At 72.1% G+C, this 18,050-nt stretch carries 12 protein-coding genes; 4 read left to right on the top strand and 8 right to left on the bottom strand.

What is annotated here, in order from left to right; all coding sequences use genetic code 11:
* Positions 1–86: 86 nt before the first annotated feature.
* Positions 87–839: a TIGR03089 family protein gene (locus BLU82_RS02285; protein WP_092615059.1), complete on the top strand. Its 753-nt coding sequence runs from the start codon at positions 87–89 to the stop codon at positions 837–839.
* A 243-nt stretch (positions 840–1,082) separates the two neighbouring features.
* On the opposite strand, the gene BLU82_RS02280 is transcribed toward BLU82_RS02285, so the two are convergent.
* Complete coding sequence (locus tag BLU82_RS02280; protein WP_092615056.1) at positions 1,083–1,691, bottom strand: hypothetical protein; 609 nt, start codon at positions 1,689–1,691, stop codon at positions 1,083–1,085.
* 140 nt (positions 1,692–1,831) lie between these two features.
* On the opposite strand from BLU82_RS02280, the gene BLU82_RS36100 reads away from it, so the two are divergent.
* Positions 1,832–4,018, top strand: coding sequence for a glycosyltransferase (locus BLU82_RS36100; RefSeq protein WP_197682683.1), 2,187 nt, complete (start codon positions 1,832–1,834; stop codon positions 4,016–4,018).
* 2 nt (positions 4,019–4,020) lie between these two features.
* Positions 4,021–4,572: a hypothetical protein gene (locus BLU82_RS02270; protein WP_092615053.1), complete on the top strand. Its 552-nt coding sequence runs from the start codon at positions 4,021–4,023 to the stop codon at positions 4,570–4,572.
* A 10-nt stretch (positions 4,573–4,582) separates the two neighbouring features.
* Here BLU82_RS02270 and BLU82_RS02265 read toward each other — a convergent pair whose 3' ends face one another.
* The 3 genes from BLU82_RS02265 to BLU82_RS02255 all read right to left on the bottom strand — a co-directional run bounded on the left by BLU82_RS02265 (position 4,583) and on the right by BLU82_RS02255 (position 9,207).
* On the bottom strand, positions 4,583–6,670 hold the full coding sequence (locus tag BLU82_RS02265; RefSeq protein WP_172885511.1) for an acyltransferase family protein: 2,088 nt from the start codon (positions 6,668–6,670) through the stop codon (positions 4,583–4,585).
* A 33-nt stretch (positions 6,671–6,703) separates the two neighbouring features.
* Positions 6,704–7,474, bottom strand: coding sequence for an aquaporin (locus tag BLU82_RS02260; RefSeq protein WP_092615047.1), 771 nt, complete (start codon positions 7,472–7,474; stop codon positions 6,704–6,706).
* Positions 7,475–7,548: 74 nt separating this feature from the next.
* Positions 7,549–9,207 carry a glycosyltransferase family 4 protein gene (locus BLU82_RS02255; protein WP_172885510.1) on the bottom strand — a complete coding sequence of 553 codons (1,659 nt, stop codon included), beginning with the start codon at positions 9,205–9,207 and terminating at the stop codon, positions 7,549–7,551.
* Between BLU82_RS02255 and BLU82_RS34625 the strand changes: the two genes are divergently transcribed.
* Positions 9,196–9,696 (top strand): hypothetical protein, encoded by a 501-nt coding sequence (locus BLU82_RS34625; RefSeq protein WP_172885509.1) that lies wholly within the window; start codon positions 9,196–9,198, stop codon positions 9,694–9,696. The two genes, BLU82_RS02255 and BLU82_RS34625, sit on opposite strands and share 12 nt — an antisense overlap.
* 114 nt (positions 9,697–9,810) lie before the next feature.
* On the opposite strand, the gene BLU82_RS02250 is transcribed toward BLU82_RS34625, so the two are convergent.
* The 4 genes from BLU82_RS02250 to BLU82_RS02235 all read right to left on the bottom strand — a co-directional run bounded on the left by BLU82_RS02250 (position 9,811) and on the right by BLU82_RS02235 (position 17,935).
* A complete protein-coding gene (locus BLU82_RS02250; protein ID WP_092615041.1) occupies positions 9,811–11,325 on the bottom strand; it encodes an alginate lyase family protein in 1,515 nt (504 codons plus the stop codon).
* 52 nt (positions 11,326–11,377) lie between these two features.
* A complete protein-coding gene (locus BLU82_RS02245) occupies positions 11,378–14,014 on the bottom strand; it encodes a heparinase II/III family protein (protein WP_172885508.1) in 2,637 nt (878 codons plus the stop codon).
* Positions 14,015–14,027: 13 nt separating this feature from the next.
* Positions 14,028–15,758, bottom strand: a complete 1,731-nt coding sequence (locus BLU82_RS02240; protein ID WP_157740481.1) for a glycosyltransferase — start codon at positions 15,756–15,758, stop codon at positions 14,028–14,030.
* 98 nt (positions 15,759–15,856) lie between these two features.
* Complete coding sequence (locus BLU82_RS02235) at positions 15,857–17,935, bottom strand: acyltransferase family protein (RefSeq protein ID WP_092615032.1); 2,079 nt, start codon at positions 17,933–17,935, stop codon at positions 15,857–15,859.
* Between the last annotated feature and the right edge of the window lie 115 nt (positions 17,936–18,050).

The raw sequence follows: 18,050 nt of genomic DNA, 5'->3' as shown, positions 1-18,050 counted from the left end.
ATGCGGCGCCGACAAGCCCAACGACGCAGGTCGGCGGCGGTTCGGGTACTCAGACGGGGAAGGGGCGGTGGCCGTAGGGTGGGCGCATGAGTGAGACCCCGGCAGAGCTGCTGCGCACCGCCGTCCGGCACGACGGCGCGCGGCCGTTCCTCACGTTCTACGACGACGCCACCGGCGAGCGCGTCGAGCTGTCCACCATCACGTTCGACAACTGGGTCGCGAAGACCGCCGGGTTCCTCACCGGCGGGCTCGGCGCCGAGACCGGCGAACGGGTCGCGTTGCGGCTGCCGGCGCACTGGCAGGCGCTGGCGTGGGCGGCCGCCTGCTGGTCGGCGGGGGTGTGCGTCGTGCTCGGCGCCGGCTCCGGGTCCGGCGGCGGGTCCGGGGACGTGCAGGTGGCGGTCGCCGGCCCGGACGACCTCGCCGCGGCGGCGGGCAGCGCGCCGGAGGTGGTCGGGCTGGCGCTGCGGCCGCTCGGCGGGCGGTTCACCGAGCCGCTGCCGCCCGGCGTCACCGACTACGCCGTCGAGGTGCCCGGCTATCCCGACCACTTCGCGCCGATCTTCCCGCCCGACGACACCGAGCCTGCGCTCGACCGCGGCGGGGCCGTGCACACGCTCGGAGGACTGGCCGACCACGCCCGGCAGCGGGCCGAGCAGCTCGGCGCCGGTCCGGGCGGCCGGCTCCTGGTGGCGACCGACGACCTCGGCACCGCCCTGGTCGACGCGCTGCTGGTGCCACTGGTGGTCGGCGGCTCGGCGGTGCTGGTGCGCCACGAGGACCCCGCCGGTCGCCCCGCCCGCATCGACGCCGAGCGGGTCACCGCCACCGCCGCCTGAGCCACGGCACACGCCAGAGGAGGCGGCGGCCGGCGCCGAAGCCCGGCGACGCCCGCGGCGCTCCAGGGCCGACATCGCCACTCGACCGTCGCACCAGTCTTGCGACCGGCTTGCCAGTCATGTGACTGGTGTTCGCTGCGCTCGCCCATCGCGCCGAAGCTGGCCGAGTCCTCCTTCGGCCACGCCGACGACCGTGCGGAGCGCCTCGTCGCCGCCCTCCGCACGGTCGTCGGCGACCGGACGTCAGTCCGCTGACGGCCGCGCCTGGGCGCGCAGCTCGGCCCGCTGCCGGTCGCTCAGCGGCTTGACGTTGTCGCAGTAGATCGTGCCCGTCACGATCAGGTCGCCCTCGATGTACACCTGCCCGCCCACGACGACGTTGCCGATCGCGTGGATCGCGTTGCCACGTTCGGTCTCGGTCTCGTCGGTGAAGCCGTAGGCGTAGATCGCGTAGTCGTGGCTCGCGTGCGCCGTGGCGATGACGGCGGCGCACTCGTGCCCGGTCGCGACGACGGCGCCGCCGATGCCCAGCACGTTCTCGGTGTTGTGGTTGGTGGCCCGGATGGCGGCGAGGCTCACGTTGTCCGTCGACGCCACGAGGGCGTCGCCCGGGCCGCGGTTCTGCACGTCGAGGGTCGCCGGGGCGGACGAGCGGACCGTCGTGGTGCTGGCGCCGGACGTGTTGACGCGGCCGAGACGGACCGGTCCGCCGGGGGCGGCCTGCGCGGACGAGGCGGCGGCGACTCCGGCCGCGGTCGCGACGGCGCCGCCGGCCAGCACACCGGCGCCGCGGAGCAGGCGCCGGCGGGTGGAGGTGTCGTCGGGCGTGGCCGGGTTCTCGGGTTCCATCATGGATGCTCCAAGGTCGGGCTGGATGAATCGGGACGAACACGGCCGTGTCTGACCGGTAGACGCCCGGCGCGTCCGGCCGGTTGCCCGCGATCTTCGGCCGGAATCGGCGACGGCCCGCCGGTGTGGCACGATCTGGAACCATGCCCGCTCCTGGCACCCGCACTGTCGACGTCCTCGACGTCTCGGACCTCCGCTTCCCCGGCGGCACCTCGCACAGCATCGCCGAGGAGATCACGGCGCAGGCCAGGGCCGGCTACTCCACCGGGCTGATCAGCCTGAACGGGCCGCTGGTGGCCAAGGTGTCGCCGGTGAACCCGCTGATCCGCCGGGCCGTCGAGGCCGGCCGGGCACGGCTGCTGGTCGGCCGGGCGCCGGTGCGCGCGAAGGTCGTCGTGGTCCGTCACCCGGCGGTGCTGCAGCACGCCGCGGAGCAGCTGCCGCCGGTCGAGGCCGACCACGTCGTCATCGTCGCCAACGCCGCCCCGTACGACATCGACGGCCACGAGCACTACCGGCCCGAGGCGGTGCACGAGATCGCGAAGCACCGGTTCGGCCGCGAGCCGCTCTGGGCGCCGATCGGCCCGCTGGTGCGCCAGGCCATCGCCGGGCGGGTCCCGGCGCACACGCTGGCCGAGACCGACTGGGTCAACATCATCGACGTCGACGCCTGGGCCGTGCCGCGGTCCGGCCACACCGCCGGCGCGCGCCCCGTCGTCGGGCGGCACAGCCGGTCGTCGCCGCAGAAGTGGCCCGCCGACACCGCCACCCTGCGCGCCGTCTACCCCGTCGACGGGTCGTGGACGGTGCGCGTGCTGGGTGGCGCCGGGCCGGTCGAGCACCTGCTCGGCGACCTCCCGGAGAGCTGGGAGGTGTTCGAGTTCGGCGCCATGCCGCCGCGCGACTTCCTCGCCTCGCTCGACTTCTTCGTCTACTTCCACAACCCGCGCTGGGTCGAGGCGTTCGGCCGGACCATCCTCGAGGCGCTGGCCACCGGCGTCCCGGCCGTGCTGCCGCCGCACTTCGAGCCGGTCTTCGGCGACGCCGCCGTCTACGCCGAGCCGCACGACGTCCGCCGCGTCGTCGAGTCCCTGCACGCCGACCCCGCCGCCTACGAGGCGCAGGTCGAGCGGGCGCAGCGCACGGCGCGGGAGCGGTACGGCCACGAGGCGCACGTCGCCCGGCTGGAGCGGCTGATCGGAGCGCCCGCCCTGCCGCCGGCGCCGTCCGCACCGCCACCGGCCGCCAGCGAGGCGGCCAGCACCGCGCCGCGCGCGCTGTTCGTCAGCAGCAACGGCGCCGGCATGGGCCACCTGACCCGCCTGCTCGCGTACGCCGAACGCTGCGCACCGGAGCTGGAGCCGCACTTCTTCTCGCTGTCGCAGGCCGCGCCGGTCGTCGGGCGGTTCGGGCACCCGTACGAGTACGTGCCGTCGGCGTCCGCGACCGGCCTCGAGCCGGCCCGGTGGCACGCGTTCTTCGCCGCGCGACTTTCGGCGACCATCGAGCGCATCCACCCGTCGGTCGTCGTCTTCGACGGCACCTGGCCGTACGAGGGCCTCGGCCTGGTCCGCCGCGCCTACCCGGGCATCCGCTGGGTGTGGTCGCGACGCGGCATGTGGCGGGCCGGCATGAACCGCGACCAATTGGCGAAGTCGAGCTGGTTCGACCTCGTCATCGAGCCGGGCGAGTTCGCCGGCCCGGCCGACCAGGGCGTCACCGCGCAGGCTCAGGCGGCCCGCGTCGGCCCCGTCACATTGCTCGACCGCGACGACCTCGACACCCGCGCCGAGGCCCGCGCGTTCCTCGGGCTGGACCCGTCGGCGCCGCTCGCGCTGGTCTCGCTCGGCGCCGGCAACATCAACGACACCAGCGGCGACCTCGGCGCGGTCGTGGCGGCGCTGCGCGACCTCGGCGTCGAGGTGTGCGTGACTCAGCCGGAGATCGCGTCCGGCCAGGGCCGCCTCGACGACGTCCACGTGGTGCGCGACTTCCCGCTGTCGCGCCGGTACCGCGCGTTCGACCTCGCCGTCAGCGCCACCGGCTACAACAGCTTCCACGAGCTGCTGCGCTTCGGCGTCCCCACGCTGTTCGTGCCGAACCGGTCCACCGCGCTGGACGACCAGGAGGCGCGGTCGCGCTACGCCGCCGCGCAGGGCTGGGCGCACGCGCTCGAGGTCGTCACCGTCGACCAGGCGACGCCGCTGCTGTCGGACCTGCTGGAGCGGGGCGAGCCGATGGTGAAGCACGTCGCCGACGCCGACCCCGGCAACGGCGCCGCCGAGGCCGCCCGCATCCTCACCGGCCTCGTCGTCGAAGGGCAGGACTGACCATGGCCGACCGCCGCAAGCCGCGCCGCGTCATGCGCCACATGCGCCGCATCCCCGGCTACCGCTACGCCCGCCGCACCGTCGTGCCCCGGCTGCGCGACTCCGCCACCGCCCGCGCCGTCGTGCACCGGCTGTTCGCCGTCGACGCCAAGCAGCACACCCCGCTCGACGTCACCGCCGGCCGGCTGCTGGCCGGGGTCGGGACGGAGCGCCTGCCCGTGGTCGTCGTGCTGCTGCTCGGCCTCCCGCCAGAACGCGTCCGCGAGGTCGTCGACGAGCTCGCCGAGCTGCAGGTCCTGAGCGCCGGCTTCCGCCCGGTCGTCGTCATGGACGTGCCCGAGCTGGCCGCGGCCCGCGCCTACGGCTACCCGGCGGAGCTGCTGCTGCCCGCCGACGACTGGCCGTACGCGGGCCAGTCCTGGGACGACTACGTCCGGACGACGCTCGGCACCGTCTTCGCGACCTACCGCAGCACCGCCTCGGTCGTCGTCGGCCCGGACGGGCTGGGCCGCACCGAGCGCCTCCTGCTGGCTTCCCTCGCCCCGCGCCGCTGACGCGCGGGCCTCACATCGCGGCCAGCAACGCCTCGTCCAGCCGCGGCGTCAGCGACTCCACGTAGGTGGCGGTGAGATGCGACCCCTGCCGGTAGAGCAAGGTGTCGCCGATGACCGCGGGACACTCGTCGCCGGGGCAGACGTAGTCGCGCAGGTCCACCACCCCGACGGTGTCGAGCGCCTCGGCAGCGGCGACCTGGACCAGCGTGCCGCCCTCCCTCTCGCCCTCGGCCCGGTTGAACGTGCACTCGCCGAGCGAGTCCTCGTTCATGGCGACGCACTCCATGACGTCGATACGCGGGTTCGGGTTGTCGACGATGACCACCACCTCGCGGCCGGCCGACTCGAGGTCCTGCCAGACGCCCTCGAGATCGTCGGTCATCATCGCGGCCCGCTCGTCGCGCGGCTCGTCGCCGAACGCATAGCCGGACACCTGGGACGTCACGACGTAGTCGATGGAATCGTCCTCCATCAGGGCCTCGAACCGGGCATCGTTGTAGGAGGCGCACGACGTGTTGGGCTCGCTCTCCAGACCGACCTCGAGCGTGGTCAGCGGGCAGGCGCTCTTCAGGTAGGTGACGAGCCGCCAGTCGCGGGCCTGCGCGATCTGCTCCAGCGCGGTCAGCCACTGGTGCGCCTTCGAGTCGCCGACGACGGCGACGGTGATGTCGGCGTCGGCGGGGCCGGACGTGCAGGTCTCGAGGTCGTTGCCGCGGACGTCGCTGATGCACAGCTCGCCGTCGAGCGAGGCGACGTCGTCGGGCGCGCTCAGCACGTCCGGGACCATCGCGTCGACGGTGTCGACCGGCTCGCCGTCGGGGTCGCTGCCGGGGTCGTCGCCGAGCACCGCCGCACCGGGGGCGTCGGCGTTCTCGGCGTACACCGGCTTCGGCACAGCCTGCGCGACGACGACGGCGGCGGCCACGCCCGCGGCGGTGCAGGCGACGCCGAGCGCGGCCGCCCGCCACGGCACCCGGACGAACATCTGGGCGTGGTGGAACGGCGCCTCGACCACCCGGTAGGTCAGCCAGGCGGGCACCACGGAGAACCCCACGACCAGGACGGAGACCGCCGCCTGCGGGGTTCCGTCGGGGCCGCCCCAGAGGACCCCGGCGGCCACCAGCAGTGGCCAGTGCCACAGGTAGAGCGAGTACGACAGGGTCCCGATGTCGCGCATCACCCCGGCGTCGAGCAGCAGCCCGGCGGCCGTGCGCCGGCCGGACATCCCGGCGGCGATCACCGCGGCCGTGCCGAGCGTGGGGAGCAGGGCGGCGGTGCCGGGGAACGGCGTCGACCCGTCGAACCCGACCACCGCGACGACGATGGCGGCCAGGCCGAGCACCCCGAGCGGGTGCGCCCAGGCCGACGGCAGCCGGGCCAGCCGCGGCCCGGCCACCGCCAGCGCGGCGCCGACGGCCAACTCCCAGAGCCGCGTCGTGGACACGAAATACGCGGGGCCCGGGTCGGCCTGCGTCAGGTACACCGACCAGACCAGCGACGGCACCCCGATGATCGCGATGCCCGTCATCATGACGACACCGAGGCGGGCGCCAGTGCGCCGCTGCACCCAGAGCAGGGCCAGCAGCAGGATCGGCCAGAGCACGTAGAACTGCTCCTCGACCGCCAGCGACCAGAAATGCTGCACGGGACTCGGCGCGGCGTCCGAGGCCAGGTAGTCGACGGACTGGCCGGCCAGCCGCCAGTTCACGACGTAGAAGGCGCTCGCGCCGATGTCCCACGCGACCGAGGCCCACCGGGTCACCGGCAGCACGACGATCGTCATGACCGCCACAGCCCCGAGCACGACGGCGGTCGCCGGCAGCAGCCGCCGGATCCGCCGGGCCCAGAACCGGCCGAGGCTCAGTCGCCCGGTCCGCAGCACCTCGCGATGGATGAGCCCGGTGATGAGGAACCCGGAGATCACGAAGAAGACGTCGACGCCGACGAAGCCGCCCGGCATGAACGGCAGCCCGGCATGGAAGCCGAGGACCGCGAGGACGGCGACGGCGCGCAGCCCCTGGATGTCGCCCCGGAACCGCCCGTCACGCGTGGCCGGCCGCTGGCTCCGGACAAGGTCCGGGCCAGGGTCGGTCGTCACGACGACAGCGGACACCACGAAGCGAAACGCGAATCAGGGCAGCAGCGACGGCCCCGGCGGCGGAACCGGCTCGGGGTAGCGGTCGCGGCGACGGGGACCGCCGCCACCCCGGCCGTTGCCGGTCGGCGCGATCACGTACGTGTACAACGCCCAGGCCAGGACGCCACCGATCAGCGGTCCGATCAGCCAGGCCGCCAGACCGTCCCACTCACCGCTGATCACCGCCGGGCCGAAGCCGCGGACGGGGTTGAGCGACCCGCCTGTCCAGGTGTCCGTGGCGTAGACGCCCACAGCGATGGTCAGGCCGATCGCGAACGGGTAGGCCGACACGGGCGCACGCTCGTCGACCACCACGCCGAAGAACACGAGGACGACGGCGAAGGTGAAGATCGCTTCGAGCGCGATCCCCTGGCCGACGTTGATGAGGTCTTCGGCGATTACCGGTGTGCCGGCCTCGACCACGGCCTTGTCGGTGGTGAGCATGACCACGAGAGCCCCGAGCGTGGCACCGACGAACTGGGCGATCATGTAAGCCGCTGCCGCCAGGACGTCGATCTTCCGCGCCAGCAGCACCGCCAGGGTGATCGCCGGGTTGAAGTGGCCTCCGGAGACGTGCCCGAGCGAGGCGACCAGACCGGCGACGACGAAGCCGTAGATGAGTCCGCGCGGAGTGACACCGGCTTCGACAGCGAGAAGGATCGCGCAGACCAGCAGGAACGCGCCGACCGCTTCAGCTATCGCGTTACGGATCCACGCGTCAGCCACACCCCACCACTCCCGTCCAGCGGCGCGCCGCTCCGGCAATCGAGACCGGCTCGCCTGTCAGTCAGATGACCCACCCAACGCTGCAGGACTCTACCCTGCGCGGGGCGCGTACTTCACCCGCCTCCCGGCCCCGACAGGTGGCCGGTCAGCAGCGCCTCGTACGTCTCGTCGACGGTGGCGGTGATCGAGCGCCAGTCGCGCTCGCGCACCACCCACTCGCGAGCCGCTTCGCCCAGGCGCCGCCGCTGATCCGGGGAACCGAGCAGCTCCTCGAGAACGCCGCGCAGGTCGTCGGCGTCGCCCTTGCGAACGGTCCGGCCGGTGACGCCGTCCTCGACGAACTCGGCCAGAGCGGCGACATCGGACACGACGACCGCCTTGCCCATCGCCATCGACTCGAACGGCTTGATCGGCGAGATCAACTCGCAGACCGGCAGCGGCAGCCGTGGGAACGGCGCGATGTCGATCAGCGACAGGTACCTGGCGACCTCGCTGTGCGGCACCCGGCCGGCGAAGGTGACGACGTCGCCGAGGCGGAGCCGCGCCGCATCGGCGTGGAGCGACCGCTCCGCGGGACCGTCACCGACGATGAGCAGGTGCACGTCGTCGCGGGTCGCCTTGAGCCCGGCGACCGCCCGGAGCAGCACGTCGAGCCCCTCGTAGTCGACCAGGCCGCCGACATAGCCGATGACGGTCCTGCCGCGGAGTCCGAGCTCGGCCTCGAGGGCGGCGTCCCGTGGCATCGGCGCGAACGCGCTGGTGTGCACGCCGTTCGGCACCACGACGATGCGGTCGGCGCTCACCCCGCGCTGCTCCATCTCGCGACCGAGCGCCTCGGTGATGACGAAGACGGCGTCCGCCCCTGCCGCCACGCCGGTTTCCAGCCGATCGAGGAAGCGATGCCGGTCCGATCCCTCGAACGCGGGGTCACGCGACACCTTCATCAGCTCCTCGAGCCCGCGCAGCTCGTAGACGAAGGGCACCCCGAGCCGCCGGGCCGCCGTCAGCCCCGCCATGCCCGTCACATAGAAGCTGGACGCGTGGATCAGGCCCGCACGGTGCGACCGTGCGACCTCCTGAACGCCGCGTTCGAATCGATCGACATAGGACGCCAGCGGGTATTGGGGATAGGCGCGTTTCCCGTCCTCGAGCAGGCGGTCGTAGGCGATGCCGTCGACCACGTCCTGAGCGGGCACCGTGCGGGTGTCGGCGGCCGACCAGCGGTCGTACGGGAACCCCAGCCGCGTGACCGCGTTCATGCGGTATCCGCGTGCCGCCATGGCGGTCAGGACGCCGTGGGAGCGCGTCGCGTACCCGCCGGAGCGTGCCGGGAGCGACTGTGACAGCACCGCGAGCACCGACCGCGGATCCGGATCGTATGCTGGCCGTGCCGCTCGCTTCGGGAACGGCCACGGCCGCCGCGCGACGACGATCTGGTCGTGTGCGCTGGCGAAGGTCGCGCGGAGCGATTCGTCCGCGGGGCGACGCGCCAGAGTGCGCGCGGCCATGATCGACGCCGCCGTGGCGGCGCCGGCCGACAGCGCCGATTTCGCCGCGATCGCGATGTCGGCCGCGGGATACGGCGCCTGCTGCCCCCGCGGGCCCAGCGACGGGCTGGTCGTCGGGGTGACGGCGATGAACTCGGCCAGCGGCTGCCAGGCCCGGCAGCGGGTGAGCGCCCGGGTGACGACTTTCAGCGGTGCGGTGCTGGTCCGCAGGATCCGGGTCAGTTCGGCCGCGTACGCATCCTCGCCCGCCTCGTGCGATTCCACGAGCGCGATCTCGTCGAGCAGCTCCGTCAGCCCATCGCGATTCAGTGCAGCCGCACGCGGATCGGCCGCCACCACCGCTGCGAAGGCACGCACGAGGTCTGGATCGGCGCCTCGAAGTGCCTCGACGATCCGTTCGAGATCTCGCGGACCCTCGGGCGCAGTCGCGGCAAGGCGGCGCACGGCGGAGTCCGCCTCCTCAACCTCGCCGAGCCGGTCCGCGAGGCGCCAGCGCATGACGAGATTCGCGACGCTGCCTCCCCCGGCGTCGACGGCGTGGCTGACCGCCTCAAGCGCCGCCGCGGGGTTGCCGGTCCGTTCCTCGGCTGCGGCAATCAGCCGCCATGCGGCCGCCGCGAACCTCGGGACTCGGGCCACCGGACGGGCCAGCTCGATGGTCGCGCCGGGCTGAGCACGGAGCAGACGCTGAGCCTCCGCCAGCCTGGTCCCGGCGACGAACCCGGACCAACGCCGCGGGCCGATGCTCGGTGAGGCACGTTTGGCCAGCTCGGAGGTGAGGCTCTGGAGCGCGACAGTTGCTCGCTTCCGCGGCGACGTCACCGGCAGTGCCTCCAGTACGTGGACAACGCCGTTCATGCTACCGGCCTAGGAGGGGGTGTCCGCTCCGCCGCCGACGGTGACGTCCCACCGGATCGTGACGTCCGTGCCCGTGGTCCGGGCCCGCACGACGGTGGTGGGGTGCTTCTCGAGATAGCTCGTGCTCTCCCAGCCGAGGATCGGGTCGGTGCCGCCGCGGACAGCCTCGAGCGCGGCGCCCGAGACGGTCGCCCGCAGGGCACCGCCACCGGGCACCTGGGCGCGAAACCGAGCGCCGTCCAGTTCGGGAACGAGGTCGGGCGCGAGGTGCAGGCTACTGACGAACGGCAGCTCGCGGTCGGCGGTGAGCCGGTCCTCGACGACCAGCTCGGCGCCGGGACGGTACCGGATCGTGCGCTCGTGCCGGAACAGGCCGGTCCGCTCGACGACCCCGCCCAGCAGATAGGTCTCGCCCTCCTGGCGCACCGGGTCGAGGCGCAGGGCCGCGAGCATCGTCGTCGGCGAGATCGGGACACGGTCCACGGTGACGGTGTTGTGCGCGGCCGCGTCGAGGAAGTACTGACGCCACTCGTCGATCTGGTAGCCGTACTTGCCACTGTCGATGAGAATCGGGCGGCCACCCTCGTAGAGCACGAAGCTGAGCTCGTCGGCGTGCTTGTGCGTGGCCGAGTACCGGGCACCGGTCATGAACAGCATGGACGACCCCGATCGCACCACGGCATAGCCGGACCGCGCGCAGTCGGACACCAAGGTCCCGTCCGGTACCGGCGTCTTGCGGACCACCGGCGCGGAGTCACCGACGGCGACCGTGCGATCGTCGGGGCCGACGAGGAACGTGGTCACGTCGCGGGCCCGGTCGAGTGTCGCCTCGAGCTCCGGCGACGTGAACAGCCGATCCGCGCCGAGATCGTCGAGGACCTTGAGCGCGAAGTAGTGGTAGTCGGGCGAGTGCTCCTTGTGTACGCCCTCGTCGGTGAATTGGTACTCGAGCGACTCGCGGAAGAACTCGTCGGCAAACCTCGCCGTGTCAGGGCCGGCCTCGGTAACCGCCTCGCCGAGCCGCTTGAGCCCGAAGATCTGGAAGATCGCGTGGTTGCTCCGCGGGCGGAGATTCGACCGGTCGCTCAGGAAGGCGATGTGCGCGGTGGCCAGGCCCGTGAGCACGGCCGCCTCGTCCGCACCGAGGTCGAGTCGGCCCGCACCGTGATGCTCGATGAGATAGGCGATGCGCAGGGCCCTGATACCGCTGGCCATGTCGTTCCAGGACATGTCCGCCGTAGCGGTGCGGTGGAACTCCCACCAGTCCGCGGCGACGGCGAACACCTGACGCAGGTACGCCGGATCACCGGTCGCCTCGTACCGGGCGAGCATCGGATCGGTCATCCGCCAGGCGTGCAGCTGGAAGCGCCAGTTGTTGTCGCCGAACGGATCGGCGGCCCAGTCGAGTGGATAGTGCAGCGGCCACGGCGGCACGTCCTCTCGCGCCTGGAAGCCCTTGGACATGAGCGCGTCGTAGTCGCGCCGGCCGGACCAATAGATCTCGGCGAGGCCGAGCTCGGCCATCGTCGTATCCCCCCGATAGGTGGCCGGTCGCTCCGGCCGTCCTGGAGCGACACTAGCGAGAGGGGTGGACAGAACCTCGGCCGCGCCCGACCCGGTCCCGTGCGGCGGCGAGCAGACCCTGCCGTTCCGCGGTCCGCCCGACGCGGCCGGCCAGCTCTGCGACCTCCGGCACCCCCACGGCGAGGAGCTCGCGGTAGTGCGCCCAATAGGCGTCGCGCGCGGCCGCGCCCGTGGCTTCGGTCGACGCCTCGGTGACGACGCTGATCGCACCGTCCGCCGTGGTGCCGTCGCGTACGCCGGCGACGTCGCTGAACAAAGCCAGATGGTTGGCCATGTGGTGGGCGTCTCCGGCGCTCTGCACGTAACGGACCCGGCCGGTCACGGCGCCCTCGCGATAGAGCCGCGTGACGCTCCAGCGATCGCGGAGCATCCGGCGGGCCGACTCACGGTCGTACGACGGGAACGCGAACCCCATGAGCTCGGCCAGCCAGCTGCGGTAGTAGGCGAACAGGTCCACCTGCGGGTCGAGCGGCAGGACGAGCGAGCCGGGGAACAGCGCGCCGAACCGGAGCGCGGCGAAGCCTCCCCCGGACCGGCCGGTGAAGAGCACCTGCCGAGCGCCCGCTGCTTCGGCGGCCCGCTGGATGATCCGGCACAGAGCCCGCTCCGGGTCGTAGTCCTCGGTCCCGAGGTACCACCCGAGCCGCACCTTCTCGTGGACGTGCATGGTGGGGTCGGCCAGCAGGAGCACGCTGCCGGGCATCGCCTCACTCCGGCGCTGCCACTCGAAGTGCGGGAGGGTGACCTCGCGGCGGTCCAACCGGCCGTGGAACGTCACGGTGAGCAACGGCCCGCGTCCCGGCCGGTAGTAGGCATCGAGCGGGAGTCCCTCGCCGTCGACGCGATGCCGGGCCGGCTGGTCGCCGCTCGCGGTGAAGTCGAGGGCCGCGAGGTCCGGCCACGTCAGCAGGCGGCCATCGGAGCCGGAGCTGTCGTCCGAGACCGCGTGGGGTCCGGTCGCAGGCGGCCGCTCCAGCAGGTCGACGCGGCGGCCGCGGTCGTCGCCGGCCACCTCGAGCCATCGCGCCACGCCGTCCTCGCGGACGGTCGCCGTCGTTCCCGGCCGGCAGTGGATCACGGTCAGGAATTCGACGGTGCGGCCCAATGCTTCGTGCACCACCACGGGCGCAGCCTCACGCCGGTCGACGTCCCGCGAGATCCAGCCGAGCAACGGGTTCTCGGCGCCGCGCCGCACGTCGACCGGGTGCGGTGACGCGGGGTTGGCCAGCTCGACGATCCGAACCGCGGGATCGCCCTCGCCGGCACGGACGCCGACTGCCACACGGGCACCCTCGCGACGCACGTCCAGGTCGGGCGCCAGGTGCGTCAACTGCCGGAAGAACGCCGGCTCCCCAGCCGTGACGAGATCGTTCACAACCACCACGTCCCAGTCGGTCATGAACGTCAGCCGCCGGATCCGGGTGATGCCGTCGTACGGCTCATCGGTCAGCTCGAGGGTGGCGACCTGGCCCTCGACCGACGACGACACCAGCCGCGTGGACGTGTTCCGTTCCCGCGCGGGGTCGACGCACTCGACGACGTTGTGCGCGGCAGCCGAGACAAGGTGGTCTCGGTAGGCGTCGCGCTGGTAGTTGGAGTGGCCGGAGTCGACGACCACCTCTCGCCCGGCAGCGACGTAGACGAATGACGTGTGGTCGTGGTGCCCGTGCCGGGCGCGCTTGGGGCCGAACCGCACCGCGTAGTAGCTCTCCTGATCGAACGGCCGCTCGTCGCCCCAGCCGGACCGTCCGAACGCGTAGCCCTCTTCGTAGACGCGGTGCGTCTGCTCCGGACGGCGCCCGGACCCGCCCCGGGTGTGGACGTACTCGGTGTCGGTGCCAGGGATCTTCACCGGCGCACGGTGAAAGCTGTCCCCGAATTGCGCGTACCGGCCGTCCGGCATGCTGGCGTGCGCCATGAACTCGGGCATCCGGGCCAGCCGCTCGTCCAGCCCGTTCGGAACCTCGCGGCCGACCGCCTCGATGTATCGGATGGCCCGGCTCCAGAGGCCCCACAAGTAGTTCGAGTACTCGGGCGCCTGCTCGTCCAGCACCCCGTTCGTGCTCACCGACGTCGCCGCGACCGAGCCCAGCCGCCGGACAGCGAAGTCGATCCACTCGTCGTTGCCGAGCGTCCAGCCGACGGCGATCAGTGAGAGGTCCTGGTTGATGCCGTGGTTGTACGGGCCGGCGTAGCGCTTTTCATCGCGCAACACCTCACCGTGGGTCGTCAAGCTCTCCTTCAACCAGCCGTCGTCCGTGCCCTGCGCGTGGAGGCACACCAGCGTCAGCGCCCGGATGGACGTAGCGTGGTCGTGCCAAGGTCCCTCGTTCTTCGGCCGCAGCGGATGGGTGGCCACCCAGTCGCCGGCAAGGCGGCGTGCGAGCTCGAGGTCGCCGGGCTCACCGTCCTCGGCGCTGGACGCGATCAGCGCTTCCAGCCACGACAGGCTGTGCAAGAACATGTGCCACGCGCGGGAGCTCTGGGGTCCGGTGGTCCAGTCGACGGTGTCGGGCGTCCAGATCCGCACGGGCTCGGCCGGAACGATGCGCAGCCATCCGTCGCGCAGGGCAGCCACGTCGTTCTGCCTGGCCAGCGCGTTACGGTGATCGCAGAAAACCACGCTCACGACCTGCTCCTCCTCAGACACTCACGTGCGGACGTGGATCGCCGTAGAACGCCACCTGGCCTTCGCCCGCCAGGAGCTCGATGTCGCGGACCTTCCAGGTGTGCTGGTCGTGGTCGGAACCACGGATGCTCACGAAGTTGTAGCGGTCGGCGACGTAGGTTCGCACCCCGCCCGCCCAGACGCGGTTGAGGAAGTCCGTGTCAACGGCGCGGGGCAGGTCACTGAACCGGAACTCCTCGATCACCTCGCGCTTCGCGACGATGGTTCCGCCCTGTACCAGGCGGTAATAGCTGTGCTCGAGCGCCGGATACCGCAGCACGACGGCGTCGGCGGCGCGCAGCCACACGTAGTGCGCCCACTTGCCGACCACCCCGGCGTCGGTGGAGTCGAACGCGTTGACCAGGTCGGACAAGTAGTGCTCTGCATAGAAGTTGTCGTCATCCATCTTGGCCAGGTACCGCCCTTGGGCAGCCTCGACACCGACGTTGAGCACGGCGCCGAGCGGCAGTGAGGAGTCGGCCCGGAGGACCACCAGACGTTCGACGCCGTGATCGGCCGCCAGGGCCCGGACCTCCGCCTCCGGTGTCGCGACGCCGTGCAGCACCAGGATCAGTTCAGTGTCTCCGTGCGCCTGCCTGCCGACGTTCGCCAAGGCGTTGCCCAGCTGACCGACGCGGTTGGTCGGCAGCACGACGGACACGGACCGATCGCGCTCCGGCACCGGCCGGCCGAGTTCCGCGAGCACCGTCCGGGCGCGGTGCCCGAACGTGTGACCGGCCAAGATGGCGCGATGGAGCAGCAACGCCTCACGATCGCGCAGTTCGCGTTGCCGAATGCGGGCCGACAGCTCCTGCCGCAACTGGACGGCGTTCTCCACTGCTGTGACGGGCTCGCGCAGATCGTCCGGCAGCGCCTCGCGATACTCCGGAAGAGTGACGACGCAGGTCTGCGCCGCGCCGGCGTCGAGCAGCGTCCACGACGATGCGAGTCCGTCGCGGCAAGCGTCCACGACGACGCGGTACTGGTCGACGATCGGCCGGGAGAGATCAGGCAGCTTCGCGGTCACCAGCCGGAGCCGGGCCGCACGGGACAGCTCCGACTCGTACGGCGCGCCGTCCGGGTTTCGCCACAAGTGCAGGTCCGGAGCGGCGTCCATGCCGAGGATCGGTGCGATCAACTCCATCCTGGCGGTCGCCGCGGGCGCATCCAACGGGCCGTCGCCGGCCACGAACGCGACATCGCCGGGCCGCAGAGCGCTGGGTCCGCCCAATGCCGGCGAGTGCTGCGCCGGCGCCGTGGCAGCGGGCAGTACCGCCACCCGAGCGTCTGGCCATCGCAGCCGCCATGCGTCGGCAGCCTCCGGGACGAGGACGAACACCGCCGCTACTGCCGACATCCGGTCCGCGAGGTAGCCAGGATCGACGTGCCGGCCAGTGACCCAGAGCGCCACCGGCACGTCGCTGGCTTCTGCCTCGGCGACCAGGTCGTTCGCGTGGTCCGCCTCGTCCCAGCCCGGCACGCCGCTGGGACCGAGCTCGACCAGCAGGAGGTCCAGCTTGCGGCCGGGCCACTGCTCACGCCATCCAGCGGGCTGGAGCGAGAGCTGCCACCATTCGGCCGCGAGCCCGCGCAGCACTCTCGGCGAGGCCGCGACGGCCGCGCGGACGGCGAGCCGCTGCCGGGTGCGGGGCGACGGCGGCTGGGCCGCGCGGACCGCGGCGCTCACCCGCTGGTAGCGCTCCACCCGTGCGTCCGGCGCAGGCACCGTGGTCGTGTCCGCAGCCGGGCGATCGCCGCGGCCGGATCGCCCCGGCCGCCAGGATCGCGGCAGGCTGAGCCTCGTCATCCGATGATCTCCACCAGCGCGGCCTCGAGCCTCGGTATCAGGGAATCGACGTAGGTCACCGTCAGGTGGGAGCCCTGGCGGAAGATCAGGACGTTGCCGATGACCGGCGCGCAACGGTCGGCCGGGCAGATCCAGTCGTTGAGGTCGATGATGTCGGCGTCGCCGAACTCCTCGACCGCCACGCGCATGGTGTCGGCGGAGCTGGACCGCACACCGTCCTCACGGTCGAATGCGCACGCGGTGAGCCGGTCGCGATTGGCGGCCACACACTCGTAGACCTCCTGGCCCGGGTGCGGGTTGTCGGCCAGCGAGATGATCCGCGTCCCGGCGTCGGACAACCGTTGCCAGCTGCGCAGCAGGCCCTCGATGAAGGCCTCCTCCGTGCGGGCGGAGTCGGGGTCGTCGCGGTCCTCCAGCGCGGAGCTCCGCGACTGCGAGGTGATGACGTAGTCGGGCGGGTCTTCGGCGAGCATGTCGCCCACAGCCCGGTTCCACACGTCGCACTCCTCGTAGACGTCGTCCTGGTACATCTGGGTGGCGTCGGCGTAGGCGCACGCCGACTTGGTGTACGTGACCACACGCCACCCATGGACGTCCGCGATCGCGTCCAGAGCCGTGATCCACTGCATCGCCTTGGAGTCGCCGACCAGCGCGATCGTCACGTCGGACTCGGCGGCGCCGTACTCACAGACCTTCACCTCGGTGGTCGGGGCGTTGAGCTGGCAGCCGTTCCGATACCCCGGCGGGACGTCCTCGGTGGCGGCGACCGGGTCGGGGACGATCCACTCGACCTCGTCGACGGGGACGCCGTCGGGGTCGGAGCGGGGATCGTCGCCGAGGATCGCGGCGCCGGCCGGGCCACGGTCGGTGGGAGCCGCAACCGTCGCCGCCCCCGCTGACAGGCCGAGCACACCACCGGCGACGACCGCGGCCAGTGAGAGATTGGCCCCGATGCTCAGCGTGAATCCGGACGAGCGGACGAACACCTTCGCGTGCCGCGCGGGATTCTCGACCAGCCGGTACGAGAGCCATGCGGGGATGATCGACAACGCCACGGCGGCTAGCCCGGAGGAAGGGCTGAGCTCGCCCCATCGCATCGTCGCGAAAACGACCGCGGGCCAGTGCCACAGGTAGAGGGAGTAGGACAGGCCGCCGATCCACACCATCGGCCGGGCACTCAGCAGACTCGCGGCCCCCCGCGATGCGACGAGACCACCGGCGATCACCGCCGCCGCACCGAGGACCGGCAACGCCGCGAGGTAACCGGGCCACGACGCGCCGCTGTCGACGAACAGCGCCGCCAGCAAGATCGCAACCAGGCCGAGCCAGGCCAGCGAGGCACCGGCCGCCTGCGGCATCCGACGCAACAAGGGAGCGCCGATCGCCAGCGCCGCCCCGACGCCCAGTTCCCAGAGCCGCGTCGTCGTCGTGAAGAACGCCGCGGTGCCGCCATCCATCGAAGCGACCACGGACCAGACAAATGAGGGGAGCACGACCGCGCTGAGCGCGACGGCGAGCCACGGCCGCACTGGTTCGCGTGCCCGCCGGACCCACCAGGCCACGAGAAGGAAGAGCAGTGGCCAGACGATGTAGAACTGCTCCTCCACCGCCAATGACCAGAAATGCTGCACCGGCGACGCGCCGATGTCCTCGGCGAGGTAGTCGACGGACCGGTCGGCCAGCCGCCAGTTGACCACGTAGAAGGCCGCCGATGCGATGTCGCCGCCGAACGCGCGCCGCTCCGTCACCGGAGCGAGCCACCAGCACAACAGCGCCGTCACGACGAGAACCAGAGTGGCCGCGGGCAGCAGTCGCTTGGCACGGCGAGCGTAGAACCGGCCCAATGAGATGGTGCCGGTCTGTTCGGCCTCACGCACGAGCAGGCCGGTGATGAGGTAGCCGGAGATGACGAAGAAGATGTCGACACCGACGAACCCGCCGGGCAGGAACGGCAATCCCGCGTGGTACAGCATGACCAACACCACGGCCACCGCACGCAGGCCTTCGACGTCCGGCCGGAAATGCGGCGGAGGCGGCCGGTCCGGCACCTTCTGCCGCGCGCGCCGTCCCGGCATCGTGTCAGTCACGGGCACCGGACCGGACACGATGGCAGGAGAGGTCGCAGGGGGTCGCAGGACGTTTCATACCTTTCACTAGAGGCTTCGCGGTCGTTCCGTGCCCGATCGTCGC

It is taken from the genome of Jiangella sp. DSM 45060 (assembly GCF_900105175.1).
Taxonomy (GTDB): domain Bacteria; phylum Actinomycetota; class Actinomycetes; order Jiangellales; family Jiangellaceae; genus Jiangella.
The sequence above is the reverse complement of the archived record's forward strand: the minus strand, read 5'-3'. Positions and strand labels throughout refer to the sequence as shown.

Excerpts from the sequence above, each read along its gene's own strand:
- BLU82_RS02285 (WP_092615059.1), top strand. The coding sequence starts at position 87 with ATGAGTGAGACCCCGGCAGAGCTGCTGCGCACCGCCGTCCGGCACGAC.
- BLU82_RS02280 (WP_092615056.1), bottom strand. The coding sequence starts at position 1,691 with ATGATGGAACCCGAGAACCCGGCCACGCCCGACGACACCTCCACCCGC.
- BLU82_RS36100 (WP_197682683.1), top strand. The coding sequence starts at position 1,832 with ATGCCCGCTCCTGGCACCCGCACTGTCGACGTCCTCGACGTCTCGGAC.
- BLU82_RS02270 (WP_092615053.1), top strand. The coding sequence starts at position 4,021 with ATGGCCGACCGCCGCAAGCCGCGCCGCGTCATGCGCCACATGCGCCGC.
- BLU82_RS02250 (WP_092615041.1), bottom strand. The coding sequence starts at position 11,325 with ATGGCCGAGCTCGGCCTCGCCGAGATCTATTGGTCCGGCCGGCGCGAC.
- BLU82_RS02235 (WP_092615032.1), bottom strand. The coding sequence starts at position 17,935 with ATGCCGGGACGGCGCGCGCGGCAGAAGGTGCCGGACCGGCCGCCTCCG.